The organism is Microbacterium oryzae (assembly GCF_009735645.1).
Lineage (GTDB): Bacteria > Actinomycetota > Actinomycetes > Actinomycetales > Microbacteriaceae > Microbacterium > Microbacterium oryzae.
The window spans coordinates 2,065,173-2,082,180 of the sequence record NZ_CP032550.1 but is presented as its reverse complement, the minus strand read 5'-3'; the positions used below and the strand labels follow the sequence as shown (position 1 = coordinate 2,082,180).

Genomic DNA, 17,008 nt, shown 5'->3' with positions numbered 1-17,008 from the left:
ACCCTTAGCCGCCTCGCGTCGTGGACAATATGGGAGTGAGTCCGGAAACGTGGTCCCGCACCGGGGAGAGCAGAGCGATCTGGCCAGGTCGCAACTGGCCCCTCGGCGCGACCTGGACCGCCGAGGCGACGAACTTCGCGGTGCACGCCCCGCACGCCACCCGGGCATGGCTCTGTCTGTTCGATGACACGGATTCCGAGACGCGCCACGAGCTGACCGAGCACTCCCAGGGGATCTGGCACGGCGCCGTCCCCGGGATCGTCCCCGGCCAGCGCTACGGCTACCGGGTGGATGGCCCGTGGGATCCGTCCCAGGGGTTCCGGCACAATCCGAAGAAGCTGCTGCTCGACCCGTACGCGCTCGCGACGAGCGGCACGATCGTCGCGGAGCAGCCGCTGTACGGCGTGAACTGGGAGGACCCCGCGCTGCGCGATGACGCGGACTCCGCCGCGTACACGGCTCGCAGCGTCGTCGTGGACCCGTCGTTCGACTGGCAGGGCGAGGAGCCCATCAAGCGGCGATGGCGCGACACCGTGATCTACGAGCTGCACGTGAAGGGGTTCACGAAGCTCCACGACCGCATCCCCGAGCACCTGCGGGGGACGTACGCGGGGCTGACCGAGCCCGCGGTCGTCGACTACCTGCACGACCTCGGCGTGACGGCGGTGGAGCTGCTGCCCGTGCAGCAGTTCTTCTCGGAGCCGGCCCTCCTCGATCGCGGTCTCACGAACTACTGGGGATACAACACCCAGTCGTTCTTCGCGCCCGATGCCTCGTACTCGGCCTCCGGCGACCGCGGCGGGCAGGTGCACGAGTTCAAGCGCATGGTGAAGGCGCTGCACGGCTCCGGCATCGAGGTCATCCTCGACGTCGTCTACAACCACACCGCCGAGTCCGGTCCCCGCGGCCCGGTGCTGTCGTTCCGCGGGCTCGACGACCGCGGCACGTACAAGCGCGTGAAGCCGAAGGACGGCCGCTTCGACGACACGTACTGGGACGTGACCGGCTGCGGCAACACAGTGAACACGACCGACCCGATGACGCTGCGGCTCATCCTCGACTCGCTGCGGTACTGGGTGACGGAGATGCACGTCGACGGCTTCCGCTTCGATCTCACCTCGGCGCTCACCCGCACCGGCTACGACGTCGACTTCGCGTGCGCGTTCCTCATGGCGATCGACCAGGACCCGGTGCTGCGGCACGTGAAGCTCATCGCAGAGCCGTGGGACGTGTCCGCGGAGGGGTACCTCGTGGGCCGGATGCCGCAGCCGTGGGTGGAGTGGAACGACCAGTACCGCGACACCCTCCGCGACTTCTGGCGCGGACAGGCGGCCGTCACCGACGTCGCGACGCGGCTGGCGGGCTCGAGCGATCTCTACGGCCGGCAGCGCACGCCCTACAACTCCATCAACTTCATCACCGCGCACGACGGCTTCACGCTGCGCGACCTCGTGAGCTACAACGGCAAGCACAACGAGGCCAATGGCGAGCAGAACCGCGACGGCACCGACGCGAACCGCTCGTGGAACCACGGCGTCGAGGGCGAGACCGACGACGCCGACATCGTCGCCCGGCGTCGTCGGCAGGCGATGAACCTCATGGCCTCGCTGTGCCTGTCGAACGGCGTGCCGATGATCACCGCGGGCGACGAGCGCGGCCGCACGCAGCGCGGCAACAACAACGCCTACTGCCAGGACAACGAGATCTCCTGGGTGGACTGGCGCGCCGACGACGCATGGCTCGACGTGTACGAGCTGACGAAGGCCGCGCTGCGCCTCCGCCGCGAGCACCTCGCCCTGCGTCAGCGCCGGTGGTTCGAGGGGCAGCCCACGGTCGAGGGCGGCCCCGCCGACCTGCTGTGGCTGCACCCGGAGGGCCACCGCATGCGTCACGGGGACTGGGCGGATCAGGGCCTCAAGGCGATCGGGATGTTCCTCTCCGGCGGCCCGCTGCGCGAGCCGGGCCCGCACGGCGAGCAGCTCGTGGACAACTCGTTCCTGCTGTGGTTCAACGCGGGAACCGGCGAGACGACCATCCGCCATCCTGAGAACGACTGGATCCGCGCCGGGCGCGTGGTGCTCTCGACCGACGAGGCCGTGCCGGTCGGCACGGGCGTGTCCATCGAGGAGCCGCTCGTCCTGGGGCCGCAGAGCATGGTGGTCGTGCAGTCGCTCGGCGCGCCGCGCTGAGCGTCTCACTTCGACACGCGTCTGTCCAGCCTGGGTTTCCGGTGCGGGAGATGGCTAGGTTTGAGCCATGATCGGCCGCATCCCCGTGATCGAAGTCCACCCGCTCATCGAGGGCGGCGCGCTGCCGGCGAAGGCGACGCGCGGTGAGCCCCTCCCCGTCCGCGCGACGGTGTTCCGCGAGGGCCATGACCTGCTGGGGGCCGAGGTGGTCCTCACCGGGCCGGATGGCCGTCGCCGGCCGCCCGTCCGGATGCGCGAGCTGGTGAAGGGGACCGACCGCTACGAGGCGTGGGTCACGCCCGACGCAGAGGGTCCCTGGACGTTCGAGGTGCAGGCCTGGTCGGACTCCCTCGGCACGTGGGAGCACAACGCGAGCGTGAAGATCGCCGCGGGCGTCGACGTCGACCTCATGTTCCTCGAGGGGCGGCTGCTGCTCGAGCGGATCGACCGCGCAGACCTCTCCGCCGACGAGACCGCGGCCCTCGACGCCGCGCTCGCCGTCGCGACCGACGACTCGCGCGCGGCCGAGGAGCGGATGGCCGACCTCGCGAGCGACGAGCTCGTCGCGCTCTTCCACGCGCACCCGCTGCGCGACCTGCTCACCACGGCCGGCCCCTACCCGCTGTTCGCCGACCGCCCCCGCGCGCTGTTCGGCAGCTGGTACGAGTTCTTCCCGCGCTCGGAGGGCGCGCGCGTCGACCGCCGCACGGGCAAGGTGCGCAGCGGCACCTTCAAGACCGCGGCCAAGCGGCTGCCGGCGGTCGCCGCGATGGGCTTCGACGTGCTGTACCTCCCGCCGATCCACCCGATCGGCGAGGTGAACCGCAAGGGCCCGAACAACACCCTCACGCCGGGTCCCGACGACCCCGGGTCGCCGTGGGCGATCGGCTCCCGCCACGGCGGGCACGACGCCATCCACCCCGACCTCGGCACGTTCGACGACTTCGACGCGTTCGTGCGACGGGCTCGCCGGCTCGGCATCGAGGTCGCCCTCGACCTCGCCCTGCAGGCCGCCCCCGACCACCCGTGGGCGCAGACCAATCCCGAGTTCTTCACCACGCGCGCCGACGGCACCATCGCGTACGCGGAGAACCCGCCGAAGAAGTACCAGGACATCTACCCGGTCAACTTCGACAACGACTTCGACGGCATCTACGACGAGGTGCTGCGCGTGCTGCGGGTGTGGATGGACCACGGTGTGCGGATCTTCCGCGTCGACAACCCGCACACCAAGACCGTCGCCTTCTGGGAGAAGCTCCTCGGCGAGATCCGCCGCACCGACCCCGACGTGCTGTTCCTGTCCGAGGCGTTCACGCGCCCGGCCATGATGCGGACGCTGGGCGCGGTCGGCTTCCACCAGTCGTACACGTACTTCACGTGGCGCACCGAGAAGGAGGAGATCGAGGACTACCTGCGCGAGGTGTCGCACGAGACCGACCACCTGCTGCGGCCGAACTTCTTCGTCAACACCCCCGACATCCTGCACGCGTCGCTGCAGTACGGGGGCCCGGCGGCCTTCCGCATGCGCGCGACGCTGGCGGCGCTCAGCTCGCCCTCCTGGGGCATGTACGCGGGGTACGAGCTCTACGAGCACGTCGCGGTGAAGACCGGCAGCGAGGAGTACCTCGACAGCGAGAAGTACCAGATCCGCATCCGCGACTGGGAGGGCGCCGAGCAGGAGGGGCGCACCCTCGCGCCGTACGTGACGCAGCTCAACCAGCTGCGCCGCGCGCACCCCGCGCTGCAGCTGCTGCGCAACATCGTCGTGCACGACACCGACGACGACCACATCCTCTGCTTCTCCAAGTCCGACGGGGCGGGCGACACCGTGATCGCGGTGATCAATCTCGACCCCCACGGCACGCGGGAGACGGTCGTGCACCTCGATCTGGAGGCCGCGGGGCTTCCCGAGCAGTTCGTCGTCCGCGACGAGCTCACCGGAGCGGAGTGGACCTGGGGCGCCCACGACTACGTGCGGCTCGACCCGGGGTACGAGGTCGCGCACATCCTCACCGTGCGTCCGCTCGTCGAGGAATCGGCCACCACCATCCGAGAGGACATCTCGTGAGCGCCGCATCGCCATCCGCTCGCCCCGTCGACCACGCGGTGCTCGCGCAGATCGCGCGCGGCGAGCACGGCAACCCGCACACGGTCCTGGGCCCGCATCCGCATGACGGAGCCGTGACGGTCCGCGTGCTGAAGCCGCTCGCGCAGTCCGTGACGGTGCGATACCGGCTGGACGCCCCGACGCGGAAGAACCCCGATGGATGGGCCGTGGTCGCCCTCGCGCACGAGCACGAGGGCGTGTGGGCGGGTGTGCTCCCCGTCGCCGAGGTTCCCGTGTACCGGCTCGAGATCGCATACGAGGGCGGCGAGCCCATCGAGCGCGACGACCCGTACCGGTTCCTGCCGACCCTCGGCGAGGTCGACCTGCACCTCATCGGCGAGGGGCGCCACGAGCAGCTGTGGCAGGTGCTCGGCGCGCGCGTGCACCGCTACGACGGCTTCGGCGTCGCGCCCGACGTCACCGGAACCGCCTTCGCCGTCTGGGCGCCGCGCGCCCGCGCCGTGCGCATCAAGGCCGACTTCAACGGCTGGAGCGGACGCGAGCACCCGATGCGGCGGCTCGATGGCGGCGTGTGGGAGCTGTTCGTTCCCGACATCGGCAACGGCACCGCCTACAAGTACGAGATCCTCGGGGCCGACGGCGTGTGGCGCGAGAAGGCCGACCCGCTGGCGGAGTGGGCGGAGGTGCCGCCGCGCACGGCATCGCGCGTCTTCTCCTCGCAGTACGCCTGGGGCGACGACGAGTGGATGGCCGCGCGCGCCTCCGGCGGCAGCGTCGACTCCCCGATGTCGATCTACGAGATGCACCTCGCCTCGTGGCGTCGCGACCGCTCGTACGAGCAGCTGGCGGACGAGCTCGTGCCGTACCTGGCCGACCTCGGCTTCACGCACGTCGAGCTCATGCCCGTCATGCAGCACCCGTTCGGCGGCTCGTGGGGCTACCACGTCACCGGCTACTACGCGGCCGACAGCCGCTTCGGCGACCCCGACGGCCTGCGCCTGCTCATCGACCGGCTGCACCAGGCCGGCATCGGCATCATCCTGGACTGGGTGCCCGGGCACTTCGCCACCGACGAGTGGGCGCTCGTGCGCTTCGACGGCTCGCCGCTCTACGAGGACCCCAACCCGCAGCGCGGCTGGCACAAGGAGTGGGGATCGCACATCTTCGACTTCGGTCGTCCCGAGGTGCGGAACTTCCTGTACGCCAACGCGCTGTACTGGCTCGAGGAGTTCCACGCCGACGGCCTGCGCGTGGACGGCGTCGCGTCGATGCTGTACCTCGACTACGCGCGGAAGGACGGGGAGTGGACCCCGAACATCCACGGCGGACACGAGAACCTCGAGGCCGTGCAGTTCCTCCAGGAGCTGAACGCGACGGCGTACAAGCGGGTGCCGGGCATCGCGATGATCGCGGAGGAGTCCACGGCGTGGCCGGGCGTGACGGGACCGACGAGCGACGGCGGACTCGGCTTCGGGTTCAAGTGGAACATGGGCTGGATGCACGACTCGCTGCAGTACCTGCAGCGCGACCCGGTGCACCGCGGCTACCACCACGGCGAGATGACCTTCTCGCTCGTGTACGCGTGGAGCGAGAACTACGTGCTGCCGCTGTCGCACGACGAGGTCGTGCACGGCAAGGGCTCGCTGCTGCGGAAGATGCCGGGCGACCGATGGCGTCAGCTGGCCACGCTGCGCGCGTACTACGGGTTCATGTGGGCGCATCCGGGCAAGCAGATGATCTTCATGGGATCGGAGTTCGGCCAGGAGGCCGAGTGGGCGGAGTCGCGCGAGCTCGACTGGTGGCTGCTCGACCACCCCGAGCACGAGGGGCTGCGCTCCGCGGTGCGCGACATCAACACGCGGTATCGGGAGTCGCCCGCGATCTGGCGCTCGGACGGGGACCCGGCGTCGTTCCAGTGGGTGCAGGGCGACGATGCCGCCGGCAACGTGTTCGCCTGGGTGCGCCGCAGCGATGGCGAGGAGCTGCTGTCGGCGACGAACTTCGCCGCCATGCCGCACCACGGGTACCGCCTCGGCTTCCCCGCGGCGGGGGAGTGGGAGGAGTGCCTCAACACCGACGCCGAGGCGTACGGCGGTTCGGGTGTCGGGAACATGGGCGGCGTGACGGCGACGGCGGGTGAGCACCACGGCTGGCCCGCGTACGCCGACGTGACGCTTCCGCCGCTCGCGACGGTGTGGTTCCGCCGCAGGAGCTGACCTCCTCAGACGCCGACGCGCCGCCTCCCTGCGGGGAGGCGGCGCGTCGGCGTCTCGGCTGTGCCGCTCAGCCGCGGCGCAGCCAGACGGTCGTCGCGCCGGGCAGCTCGCCGTCGGAGAGCGGGCCGCTCGCGAGGAGCACCTCGCCCTCGGGCAGCGGCACCGCGGCATCGCCGAAGTTCATGACGCACGCCCATCCGCCCGGGCGGGTGAACGCGAGCACGTCGCCGTGCGTGAGCTCCTCGTCCCAGGCGAGCGTCTCCTCCGTCTGCAGCTCGTGCCGCAGGCGCAGCGCCTCGCGGTACAGGTTGAGCGTGGAGGACGGGTCGTCCTCCTGCGCCTCGACGGAGACGTCGGCGAACCAGGTCGGCTGCGGCAGGTGCGCGCCGCGCTCGCCGAATCCGAACGACGGGCCCTCTGTCGTCCACGGCAGCGGCACGCGGCAGCCGTCGCGCCCGATGTCCGCGCCCGCGCTGCGGAAGAACGACGGGTCCTGGCGCGCGCCGTCGGGGATGTCGCCCACCTCGTGGAGGCCGAGCTCCTCGCCCTGGTACAGGTACGCGGAGCCGGGCAGCGCGAGCTCCAGCAGGGTCGCGGCTCGCGCGCGCCGCAGGCCGAGGTCGCGGTCGAGCTCCGCTTCGGGGGCGCCGCGGACCAGCCACTCCTTGCTCGGACCCGCCATGATCTCCGTCGCATCGACCTCGTGCGCCGGCTGCGGAAGGCCGTAGCGGGTGGCGTGGCGCACGACGTCGTGGTTCGAGAACACCCACGTCGTGGACGATCCCGACTCCGCCGACATCGCGAGGTTGTCGGCGATGATCGTCCGGAAGGCGGCGGCGTCGTACTCGGCCTCGAGCAGGTCGAAGTTGAACGCCTGACCGAGTCCCTCCGCGCTCGCGTAGCGCGGCCGGCGGGTCGACTCGACCCAGGCCTCGGCCACGGCGATCTTCGGCGGGTCGTACTCGTCGAAGACGCGGCGCCAGTCGGCGTAGATGTCGTGCACCTCGTCGCGGTCCCAGAGCGGGTGCTGCCCGGGAGCCGTGATGTCCTTCATCTCCGCCGTCGACGGCAGCTCCTCCGGAAGGTCCTTGGCCAGGCCGTGCGCGACGTCAACCCGGAAGCCGTCCACCCCGCGGTCCGCCCAGAAGCGCAGCGTCGCCCGGAAGTCCGCACGGACCTCCTCGTTGTCCCAGTTGAGGTCCGGCTGCTCCTGGGCGAAGAGGTGCAGGTACCACTGGCCGTCGGCGACGCGCGTCCACGCCGGGCCGCCGAAGATGCTCTCCCAGTCGGCGGGGGGCAGCTCGCCGTTCTCGCCGCGGCCGTCGCGGAAGATGTACCGCTCCCGTGCGGGCGATCCGGGGGGCGAGGCGAGTGCCTCCTGGAACCACACGTGCCGGTCCGACGAGTGGTTCGGCACGAGGTCGACGATGAGGCGGATGCCCGCGGCATGGAGCTCGCGCACCATCTCGTCGAACTCGTCGAGCGTCCCGATGCGCGGGTCGACGTCGCGGTAGTCGTCGACGTCGTACCCGCCGTCGGCGAGCGCGGACGGGTAGAACGGGCTCAGCCAGACCGCGTCGACGCCGAGCGTCTGCAGGTACGGGATCCGCGACATGATGCCGCGCAGATCCCCGATGCCGTCGCCGTTGGCATCCGCGAACGAACGGGGGTAGATCTGATAGACCGCGGCCTGGCGCCACCAGTCGGCGGCGGGGACGAGGAGCGGGTCGGTCGTCTCGGTCAGTGTCGTCATGGTGTCTCTCTCATACGAGGGGCGGATGGCGGTGGTCACGGGCGTCGGATCCAGGCGGTCGCGTCGCCGGGCAGGCGACGGTCGTGGATGGCCGTGCTGGCGAGGAGCAGGTCGCCCTCGGGCAGAGGAACGGGCTCGTCGCCGAAGTTGGTCACGTTCGTCCAGCCGCCCGGTCGGGTGAAGACGAGCACGTCGTCGTGGGAGAGCGCGTCGTCCCAGTCGAGCGTCTCCGCCGTCTGCAGCTCGCGGCGCAGCCGCAGCGCCTCGCGGTACAGAGTGAGCGTCGACGCGGGGTCGTCCTCCTGCACCTCGACGGCCACGTCGGCGAACCAGGCCGGCTGCGGCAGGTGGGCGCCGTCGGGGCCGAAGCCGAACGACGACCCGGTCGACGTCCAGGGCAGCGGCACACGGCATCCGTCTCTGCCGAGACCGTCGTAGGTCCACTCCGGCTGACCCACGGAGCGGTGGTAGGCCGGGTCCTGGCGGTCCTCGGGGGAGAGATCGCCCACCTCGTGCAGGCCGAGCTCCTCGCCCTGGTAGAGGTACGCGCTGCCGGGGAGGGCGAGGAGGAACATCGTCGCGGCGCGAGCGCGACGCAGCCCCCGCTCGCGGTCGATGCCGTCGGCGGGCGCGCCTGCGAGCATCCACTCGACGCCCTGCTTCACGCCCGCCCGCCCGTCCAGCGGGGGCAGGCCGTAGCGGGAGGCGTGTCGGGTGACGTCGTGGTTGGAGAGCACCCACGTCGAGGAGGCACCGCTCGCCGCCGACTGCGCGAGGTTGTCGGCGACGATGCGGCGGAACGGCTCCGCGGCGAAGTCCGCGGTGAGGAGGTCGAAGTTGAACGCCTGGCCGAGCCCGGCGGGAGACGCGTACTTCGCCCGCCGGGCCGGCGAGTCCACCCACGCCTCGGCGACGGCCGTCCGCGGCGGGTCGTACTCGTCGAACACGGCCCGCCACTCGGCGTAGACCTCGTGCACCTCGTCGCGGTCGAGGAGGGGATGGACTCCCGAGTCGCGGTCGATCGCGTCGAGCTCGGCCTGCGACGGAAGCGGCTCCGTGAGGTCCTTCACGAGCAGGCTCGCCACGTCGACGCGGAAGCCGTCGACGCCGCGGTCCGACCAGAAGCGCAGGGTCTTCAGGAAGTCGTCGCGCACCTCGCGATTGTCCCAGTTGAAGTCCGGCTGCTCCTTCGCGAAGCTGTGCAGGTACCACTGGCCGTCACCCACGGGCTCCCACGCGAGACCGCCGAACGTCGCCGGCCAGTCGGCCGGAGGCAGCTCGCCGCGGTCGCCCCGGCCATCCCGGAAGATGTAGCGCTCGCGCTCGGCCGAGCCGCGGGCCGAGCGCAGCGCGGCCTGGAACCACGGATGCTCGTTCGACGAGTGGTTCGGCACGATGTCGACGACGACGCGGATGGCCGCGCCGTGCAGCGCGGCCACCATCGCGTCGAACTCGTCCAGCGTCCCGATGCGCGGGTCGACGTCGCGGTAGTCCGCCACGTCGTACCCGCCGTCGGCGAGCGCCGACGGGTAGAACGGGCTCAGCCACACCGCATCGACGCCGAGCGATCGCAGGTACGGAACGCGGGACGTGATGCCGCGCAGGTCGCCGATCCCGTCGCCGTTCGCATCCGCGAACGAGCGGGGGTAGATCTGGTACACGGCGGCCTGGCGCCACCAGTCGGCGTCGGCGATCGCGGGGGTGTCTGTCATCGGCTCTGATTCTCCTCGGGATCCGGAACGGCGGTCAGCCCTTGACGGCGCCCTGGGTCACGCCCTCCATCACCCAGCGCTGCGCGAACAGGTAGGCGATGATGGCCGGGGCCATGGCCATCAGGTACGACGCGAAGGCGACGTTGTAGTTGCTGCTGAACTGCGTCTGGAACAGGTTCTGCCGCACGGGCAGGGTCTGCAGGTCGGCGTCGGAGATGATGAGCGACGGCATCATGAAGTCGTTCCACGCGTACAGGAAGGCGAAGATGCCGACCGTCGCGCTCATCGGGGCGAGCAGCGGGAAGATGAGCTTCCAGAAGGTCTGCCACGTCGATGCCCCGTCGATGCGGGCGCTCTCCTCGAGCTCGATCGGGATCGAGCGGAGGAACGCGGTGAACAGCAGCACGCTGAAGCTCAGCTGGAACATCGTCGCGAGCAGGACGACGCCGAGCGGGTTGTCGAGCCCGACGCGCCCTGTGAGCTGGATCTGCGGCAGGGCCACGACGGGGAACGGAATGAACATCGCGCCCAGCAGGTAGAAGAACGACCAGCGGAAGAGCCGACGGTCCCAGTTGCGCACGATCGCGAACGAGGCGAAGGCGGCGAGGATGATCGTGGCGACGACGGTGCCGGCGGTCACGAACAGCGACATCGCGAAGCCCACGGGGAACTTCGTCAGCTGCCAGGCGTCGATGAAGCCCTGGACGCTGAACGGCGCCGGCAGCGAGAACGCATTGCCGCTGACGGCCTGCTGCCCCGTCTTCAGCGACATCGAGATCGTGACGTAGAGCGGCAGCAGCACGGTGACTGCGCAGAGGAGGAGCAGGATCGTCCCCGACCAGCTCACCCGCTCCATCCCGACCTTCGAGGAGGAGCGCCTGCCGGTGACGATGGCCCGGGTGCTGTCGGTTCGGGCGGTGGTGGTGGACATCAGAGAGCGCTCCTTCCGCGCGTCAGGGAGAGCTGCACGATGGCGATGATGACGCTGATGATGAAGAACAGCGTGGCGGTCGCCATCTGGTAGGCGTAGTCGCCCGTCTGGAATCCGCGGATGATCGTCATCGCGATGCTGCGGGTGGCGGTGCCCGGGCCGCCGTTAGTGAGGCCGACGATGATGTCGTACGCGTTGAGGAAGTTCTTGAAGCCGAGGATGACGTTGATGACGACGTAGCCGGCCACCAGCGGGAGCGTGATCCGCAGCAGCTGCTGCGTCTTCGATGCGCCGTCGATGTCTGCGGCCTCGTACACCTCGCCGGGGATCGACAGGAGTCCCGCGATGTAGATGAGGAGGGTGCCGGGGATCGCCTGCCAGGCCGTCACGATGACGATGCCGATCCACGCGAGGTCGGGATTCGCGAGGATGCTCGTCTCGAGGAACGGGATGCCCAGGGCCGAGCCGGCGGCGGGCAGCGAGTTCTGGAAGAGGAACTGGAAGACGTAGGCGATGATGATGCCCGAGACGACCATGGGGATCACGAAGATCGCCCGCAGGCCGGTCTTGAAGCGGATGCGCGAGGTGAGGCCGACGGCGAGCAGGAACGCGGCGACGTTCACGAGCACGACGGTGACGAGCGAGAACCCGAACGTGAAGAGGAAGCTCGACAGGATGGCCGGGTCGCTGAAGGCAGCGATGTAGTTCGTGAAGCCGACGAAACGCCAGCTGCCGATGCCAATGGAGTCGGTGAGGCTGAAGAAGATGCCGATGACGGCGGGGAGCGTGATCGCCAGGGTGAACAGGGCGAGCGCGGGCAGGAGGAAGAGGTAGTAGATCGGCTCCACGCGCTTGCGGCTGCGGCGCACGCGGCGGTCGCCGCCGGTCAGGATGGTCGTGGTGGTGCTCACTTCGCCGTCTCCTCGCTCGACATGACCGGCTGGCGGAACGCCAGTCGAGCCCAGTCCGCGTCCATCCGGCTGAGGACCGCGGTCGCGTCTTCACCGAGCGCCAGCGACTGCGCGTAGTTCTCGGTGGGGATGGCCCGGGGGTTGAGGACTCCGGGGCCCTGGTAGACCGCGCCGTCGTTGTAGAAGGGGATCATCCCCTCGATGCGCGGGTCGCGCGGGTCCTCGCCCGTCGTGGTGGGGACGAAGCCGAGCTGCGACTCGTTGTACTCCTGGATGATCTGCGGCTGGAAGAGGTACTCGAGGAACGTGAAGGCGCCCTCCTTGTTCTGCGCCTCCTCCGGGATCATCGTGACGAGGTCCATGTTGACGCGCACCTTGAGGTCGGCCGGGTCGTCGGTCATGGGGAGCGGGAAGGTCCCGAGGTCGAGATCGGGAGCGGTCTTCGCGATCTCGCTGAACGCCCAGGGCCCCTGGAGGTACATGGCGCCCTCGCCGTTCGCGAAGGCGACGTTGCCGAAGTCGTAGGTGCGGCTGGCGGCGTCGGGCTGCGTGTACTCGCGCGCCAGGAGCTGCATCTTCTCGACGGGCTCGAGGAAGTCCTTCTGGAACGACACGGGGGAGTCGGGACCGACGTCGGCGCCCTGCTCGGCCATCCGCTCGTAGAAGTCGAAGACGTCGATCGACCCGCCGACGGCGTAGTCGAACCACCCCTGGTTGACGGTCCACGCGTCGGCGAAGGTGGCGTAGAACGGCGCGACGCCGGCCGCCTTGAGCGTGTCGGCGACCTCGATGAGCTCGCTCCACGTCTCCGGGACCTCGAGATCGTGCTCGGCGAAGATCTCCTTGTTGTAGATGACCGAGGCCGCCATCGCGGAGTAGGGCAGCGCGGTCGTGCGGCCCTCGCACTCGCCGTACTGGCTGAGGAGGTCGTCGATGTCCTCGCGGATGGTGCTGGCGGCCTGGGTCTCCGAGAGATCGACGAGCGCACAGCGCTGCACGAACCGGGAGACCTCGTGGTTGTAGTTCGCCAGCAGGAGGTCGGGCGGGTTGCCGCGGACGAAGCTCGCCGCCACGACGTCGATGCCCGAGGTGTCCAGCTCCACTTGGACCTCGTCCTGCGCGGCGTTGAACTCGTCGACGACCTCGGTCATGAAGCCGATGGCCTCGCGCTTGCTGAAGGCGAAATGCACGGTCTCGGTGCCGCTGCCCGAGCAGCCCGCCATCAGTGCGCCCGTCAGCACCAGCCCGGCGCCGCCGGCGGCGACGCGAGCCGTCCTTCTCCGTTTCACAGACATCCTCGTCCTCTCTTGCGCGGAGATTGATTCGGTGACTAAATCTAGACAACGAATCTAATGAGCACACTGTCTCATCGAGACGTGTCGAAGTCAAGAGGGTCAGTAGGGTCGAGGGATGGTTTTAGGCACGGCGAACTCGCCTCAGGTGCTGCGCCGGATGAACTCCGATGTCGTGGTGCGCTTCGCGCTGCGCATGCCGGAGTTCACCGCCGCCGAGGTCATGGCCGAGACGCAGCTCGCGCGGGCGACCGTGCTGGGCGTCTGTGACGACCTCGTCGCGGCGGGATGGCTCGTGGAGGTCGAGGACAGCAGGGCGGCGGGGCTCACGAGCAGGGGGCGCCCCGCGCGGCGCTACCGGCTGCGCGATGAGGCCGGCGTGGTGCTCGGCATGGACGCCGGCGAGCATCGGGTGACCGCCGTGATCGCCGATCTCCGCGGCGCCGTCCTCGCCGAGGAGAGCACGGACATCCGACCGGAGGCCGACGGGGTCGAGCGCCGGGCGGCGGCCGCATCACTCGCCGAACGCGTCGTGCGAGGAGCGGGCGTGGAGCGCGAGGACGTGCTGCTCGCGGTGGTGGGGATCCCCGCTCCCGTGGACGCCGACGGGCGCTCGCCGCGGGGGCGGAACGACTTCTGGACGCGTATGAACCCCGGCTACGCGGGCATCGTCCCGGCCGCCGTCGTGGTGGAGAACGATGCGAACCTCGCGGCGGTCGCGGAGCAGGCGCACGGGCTCGGCACCGGCGATGTCGCCACCGTGCTGTCAGGCGAGCGTCTCGGCACCGGGATCATCCTCGACGGACACCTGCTGCGCGGCTCACTCGGCGGCGCGGGCGAGATGCACTTCCTCGACCTCGTCGACGGCGTGGGCTCCGCCGAGGGGATCGGCGCGCTGGCTCGCCAGTGGGGTCGGGCCGCGCTGATCGAGGGCGGCGAGCAGGTCGACGCGGAGGCGGTCTTCCGGGCGGCGGCTTCCGGGGATGGCGCGGCGCTCGACATCATCCGGCGCCTCGGCGAGCGCGTGGCGCGGGTCGCGGTCGTGCTCTCGAGCCTGCTCGGCGTGGAGCAGATCGTCGTCGCCGGGGCCATCGCCGATGCGGTGGAGCCCGTGCTCATCCGCGCCCGGGAGGCGCTGGCGGCCGGGCTCTCCGAATCGGTGCCGCGCCTCGTCGCGAGCAAGCTCGGCGGCCGGGTCGTCGTGCTCGGTGCGGTGCAGCTCGCGCTCGCCCGCGTGCGTGCCGAGCCGTCCGCGTTCTCCCCGCGCCCCTGACGCGGAGCGAGACGAAACGCGGTGAGCCCCGGTCGTTGAGCAAGCGGAGCGAGACGAAACGCGGAGAGCCGTTCCCGAGGCCGGGTTGCGGCATTTCGTCTCGGTCGCTGCGCTCCCTCGCCTCAATGTCCGACGAAAGACCCGGGACATGACGATGGCCGGCGCATCCCCCCGATGCGCCGGCCATCCGAACCTCTTGGCACGCTGTGTGTGCCGGTCCCGCTTAGCGGCGGGCGCTGCCGCGGCGGCCCGTGATGAGGCCCCAGATCAGCAGGACGATGATCGCCCCGCCGATGGCCAGCAGCCAGCTGCCCAGGTCCCAGAACTCGTCGACGCCCACGCCGAAGATGGCCGTTCCGATCCATCCGCCGAGCAAGGCGCCGATGACGCCGAGAACGAGCGTGGCGATCCAGCCGCCGCCCTGCCGTCCGGGCAGGATGGCCTTCGCGATGGCTCCGGCGATGAGGCCGAGGATGAGGAATGCGATGAAGCCCATGTGACTGCTCCCTTCTAAGAGCGGTGCGCGGATGTGCGCCGCTGAAGCAAAGCTACGTGGCTGAGTGGTTGCTATGAACGGGGTTGACACCGCCGACGTCGCAACGGTATCCGCGCGTCAGCAGCGCTCGAAGACGTAGCCGGCCTCCCCGGTCGCGACGAGATCGCGGTCGCGCAGCGTGATGGGATGGTCGCCGGCGCGTCGCTCGCAGGCCCAGGCGAACGCGGACCGCGTGACCCCGTCGCGGGTGACGTCCTCGGTGTCGGTGTACTCGACCTCGAGGACCCGGCCTGGGTAGCGGTAGGCGTCGCACTCGTCGTACACCTCGCATTCCTCCGCCACGGCGAAGTCGAAGCCGAGCTGAGGGCCCGCTTCGCCGAGCTCCGCCGTGTTCTTCTGCGCGACGGCGAGGCCGCGATCGTGAGCCAGCGGGATGATCACGCGCATGTACGCCAATGCGTCGTCGAGGGTCTGCAGTCCTTCGGACCGTTCGTGCTGGTCGAGGTTGTCGGCTTCCATGGCGTCATAGCCCTCGTCTGCACAGCCCTCGATCCAGGCGCCCTGGATGTCCGACAGCGCCTCCCGGTTCGCCGCCGTGCGGATGTCGAACAGCGCCTCGTTCCACTCCGGATCCATCACCGGCGCGCCGTCGTCGCCGCGGAGCAGGAGTTCGGGGTGCTCCTCCTCCCACCACGCGGTCGTGCCCTCGAGGTCGGCCTCGGCCGCCCCTTCGGGGTCCGGCTGCGTCTGGAAGAGGTTCACGTAGCAGATGGCGTAGACGTCGTCCGGCGGAGCCTGCAGACGGTCGCGGGCGACGATGTCGACGCCGGGAGGCGGCGGATACGCACCGCCCAGCTGGTAGTCGAGCGCTCCGCCCTCCGGCGGCAGGCGGACGCTGCGCTCGCTCGGCGTGGTCGTCGCGCACCCCGCGCAGAGCAGCGCGACGAGCGCGACGGCGGCGGGGCCTGCGGTGCGCCGCATCAGGCGGGCGGGAGGCGCAGGATGTTGGATTCGCCGACCTCGAGATCGTCGGAGAGGCGCAGGGTGCGCGCGAGGTCCTCGATCGCGGGGAGCATCGTGCGGAAGCGCTCGCGGTCGGAGGACGCGGCCTGCAGCGTGACCAGCTGCGTGCCCGTGTCCCACGTGTAGGTGGCCGTGAGCAGCGCGCTCTCGCTCTGCGGCATGTCCATCACGAGCTTCTCCCCGGTGCCGAGGTACGGCGAGCGGAAGTCCTCGGTGTCGTCGTACTGCATCGGCATCATCGCGCGGGCCGTGCGCAGCTGCGGCGTGAGCTCCTGCACCTGTCCGAGGGCGGCGAGTCGATCGGGGTCGTCCTTCCACACCCACGCGAGCAGACGGCCATCCGATCGCCGCATCATCGCCGTCGCCGCGCGATTCGCGACCCACGAGACGAAGCTTGATCCCGGGGTCCCCTGCGACATTCCCGCGCCGCTCAGCAGCATCCGGATGGCCGCCTTGCGGTGGCGGCCGCCGCGGAAACCGCGGCCGGTCACGGGAACCCAGCGAGCGGGGTCGGCGTCGGCGAGCAGTCGCGTCATGAGTCCAGGTTAGGGCGTCGTCCGCACAGCCGCCGCCGGTACCCTGGGGCGAGTGAACGACGCCCTCGCCCGTGCCGAATCGCTCATCGACCTCACTCCGGATTACCCGGAGCCGGGCGTGCTGTTCCGAGACATCTCCCCGCTCCTCGCCGATGCCCGCGCCCTGCGCGACGTGTGCGAGGCGCTCGCCGAGCCCTTCCGCGGCCGTTTCGACATCGTCGGCGGCATCGAGGCGCGCGGCTTCCTGCTCGCGGGCTACGTGGCCGCGGTCGCGGGTGTGGGCGTCCTGCCCATCCGCAAGGCCGGCAAGCTGCCGAAGCCCGCCGCGGCGGTCTCCTATGAGCTGGAGTACGGCTCCGCGGCGATCGAGGCCCCCGGTGTCCTGCAGCCGGGGGAGCGCGTCCTGCTCCTCGACGACGTCCTCGCCACGGGCGGCACGCTGGCCGCCGCGCAGCAGCTCATCCGCGACCTCGGCGCCGAGGTGGCGGGCTCCGCCGTCGTGCTGGAGCTCTCCGACCTCGGCGGCCGCGCCCATGTCGGCGACGTCCACACCCTCTTCACGGCGCGCGAATCCGCCTGATCCGGCACGACGACAGAAGGCGCGTCCC

General features: G+C 70.4%; 12 protein-coding genes and 1 pseudogene. 5 read left to right on the top strand and 8 right to left on the bottom strand.

All coding sequences use genetic code 11. The features are described 5' to 3' along the window. Positions 1-35: 35 nt before the first annotated feature. The 3 genes and pseudogenes from glgX to glgB form a co-directional block, all read left to right on the top strand. Positions 36-2,189, top strand: coding sequence for a glycogen debranching protein GlgX (gene glgX / locus D7D94_RS09710; protein ID WP_246171760.1), 2,154 nt, complete (start codon positions 36-38; stop codon positions 2,187-2,189). A gap of 67 nt (positions 2,190-2,256) precedes the next feature. Further along, on the top strand, positions 2,257-4,257 hold the full coding sequence (locus tag D7D94_RS09705) for an alpha-1,4-glucan--maltose-1-phosphate maltosyltransferase (RefSeq protein ID WP_156242411.1): 2,001 nt from the start codon (positions 2,257-2,259) through the stop codon (positions 4,255-4,257). Continuing rightward, a pseudogene (gene glgB, locus D7D94_RS09700) lies at positions 4,254-6,473 on the top strand (1,4-alpha-glucan branching protein GlgB); the annotation flags it as partial. The gene D7D94_RS09705 and the pseudogene glgB, both read left to right, overlap by 4 nt. A gap of 67 nt (positions 6,474-6,540) precedes the next feature. Here the strand turns inward: glgB and D7D94_RS09695 are convergent. Genes D7D94_RS09695 through D7D94_RS09675 form a run of 5 tightly spaced genes read right to left on the bottom strand, consistent with a single transcriptional unit; the run spans position 6,541 to position 13,075 of the window. Next, a complete protein-coding gene (locus D7D94_RS09695) occupies positions 6,541-8,226 on the bottom strand; it encodes a glycoside hydrolase family 13 protein (protein WP_156242410.1) in 1,686 nt (561 codons plus the stop codon). Positions 8,227-8,261: 35 nt separating this feature from the next. Then, a complete protein-coding gene (locus tag D7D94_RS09690; RefSeq protein WP_156242409.1) occupies positions 8,262-9,938 on the bottom strand; it encodes a glycoside hydrolase family 13 protein in 1,677 nt (558 codons plus the stop codon). Between the two features lie 34 nt (positions 9,939-9,972). Then, positions 9,973-10,869, bottom strand: coding sequence for a carbohydrate ABC transporter permease (locus D7D94_RS09685; RefSeq protein ID WP_156242408.1), 897 nt, complete (start codon positions 10,867-10,869; stop codon positions 9,973-9,975). Beyond that, positions 10,869-11,780 (bottom strand): carbohydrate ABC transporter permease, encoded by a 912-nt coding sequence (locus D7D94_RS09680; protein ID WP_156242407.1) that lies wholly within the window; start codon positions 11,778-11,780, stop codon positions 10,869-10,871. Before D7D94_RS09680 ends, D7D94_RS09685 begins: the two co-directional genes overlap by 1 nt. Next, the gene (locus D7D94_RS09675; RefSeq protein WP_156242406.1) at positions 11,777-13,075 is read right to left on the bottom strand and encodes an ABC transporter substrate-binding protein; all 1,299 of its coding nucleotides are present in this window, start codon (positions 13,073-13,075) and stop codon (positions 11,777-11,779) included. The genes D7D94_RS09680 and D7D94_RS09675 overlap by 4 nt, the downstream gene beginning before the upstream one ends. A gap of 115 nt (positions 13,076-13,190) precedes the next feature. Between D7D94_RS09675 and D7D94_RS09670 the strand changes: the two genes are divergently transcribed. Then, complete coding sequence (locus D7D94_RS09670) at positions 13,191-14,345, top strand: ROK family transcriptional regulator (protein ID WP_156242405.1); 1,155 nt, start codon at positions 13,191-13,193, stop codon at positions 14,343-14,345. Between the two features lie 223 nt (positions 14,346-14,568). Here D7D94_RS09670 and D7D94_RS09665 read toward each other — a convergent pair whose 3' ends face one another. The 3 genes from D7D94_RS09665 to D7D94_RS09655 form a co-directional block, all read right to left on the bottom strand. Further along, positions 14,569-14,841: a GlsB/YeaQ/YmgE family stress response membrane protein gene (locus tag D7D94_RS09665; RefSeq protein ID WP_156242404.1), complete on the bottom strand. Its 273-nt coding sequence runs from the start codon at positions 14,839-14,841 to the stop codon at positions 14,569-14,571. A 117-nt stretch (positions 14,842-14,958) separates the two neighbouring features. Continuing rightward, positions 14,959-15,822 carry an endo alpha-1,4 polygalactosaminidase gene (locus tag D7D94_RS09660; protein WP_156242403.1) on the bottom strand — a complete coding sequence of 288 codons (864 nt, stop codon included), beginning with the start codon at positions 15,820-15,822 and terminating at the stop codon, positions 14,959-14,961. After that, a complete protein-coding gene (locus tag D7D94_RS09655) occupies positions 15,822-16,400 on the bottom strand; it encodes a hypothetical protein (protein WP_156242402.1) in 579 nt (192 codons plus the stop codon). Before D7D94_RS09655 ends, D7D94_RS09660 begins: the two co-directional genes overlap by 1 nt. Before the next feature lie 52 nt (positions 16,401-16,452). Here D7D94_RS09655 and D7D94_RS09650 point away from each other — a divergent pair, with 52 nt between their 5' ends. Next, on the top strand, positions 16,453-16,980 hold the full coding sequence (locus D7D94_RS09650) for an adenine phosphoribosyltransferase (RefSeq protein ID WP_156242401.1): 528 nt from the start codon (positions 16,453-16,455) through the stop codon (positions 16,978-16,980). Positions 16,981-17,008 lie beyond the last annotated feature (28 nt).

What these genes read in the sequence shown, in the direction of transcription:
- D7D94_RS09670 (WP_156242405.1), top strand. Translation starts at nt 13,191, where the DNA reads ATGGTTTTAGGCACGGCGAACTCGCCTCAGGTGCTGCGCCGGATGAAC.
- D7D94_RS09690 (WP_156242409.1), bottom strand. Translation starts at nt 9,938, where the DNA reads ATGACAGACACCCCCGCGATCGCCGACGCCGACTGGTGGCGCCAGGCC.
- D7D94_RS09665 (WP_156242404.1), bottom strand. Translation starts at nt 14,841, where the DNA reads ATGGGCTTCATCGCATTCCTCATCCTCGGCCTCATCGCCGGAGCCATC.
- D7D94_RS09705 (WP_156242411.1), top strand. Translation starts at nt 2,257, where the DNA reads ATGATCGGCCGCATCCCCGTGATCGAAGTCCACCCGCTCATCGAGGGC.
- D7D94_RS09655 (WP_156242402.1), bottom strand. Translation starts at nt 16,400, where the DNA reads ATGACGCGACTGCTCGCCGACGCCGACCCCGCTCGCTGGGTTCCCGTG.
- D7D94_RS09695 (WP_156242410.1), bottom strand. Translation starts at nt 8,226, where the DNA reads ATGACGACACTGACCGAGACGACCGACCCGCTCCTCGTCCCCGCCGCC.
- D7D94_RS09685 (WP_156242408.1), bottom strand. Translation starts at nt 10,869, where the DNA reads ATGTCCACCACCACCGCCCGAACCGACAGCACCCGGGCCATCGTCACC.
- D7D94_RS09660 (WP_156242403.1), bottom strand. Translation starts at nt 15,822, where the DNA reads ATGCGGCGCACCGCAGGCCCCGCCGCCGTCGCGCTCGTCGCGCTGCTC.
- D7D94_RS09675 (WP_156242406.1), bottom strand. Translation starts at nt 13,075, where the DNA reads ATGTCTGTGAAACGGAGAAGGACGGCTCGCGTCGCCGCCGGCGGCGCC.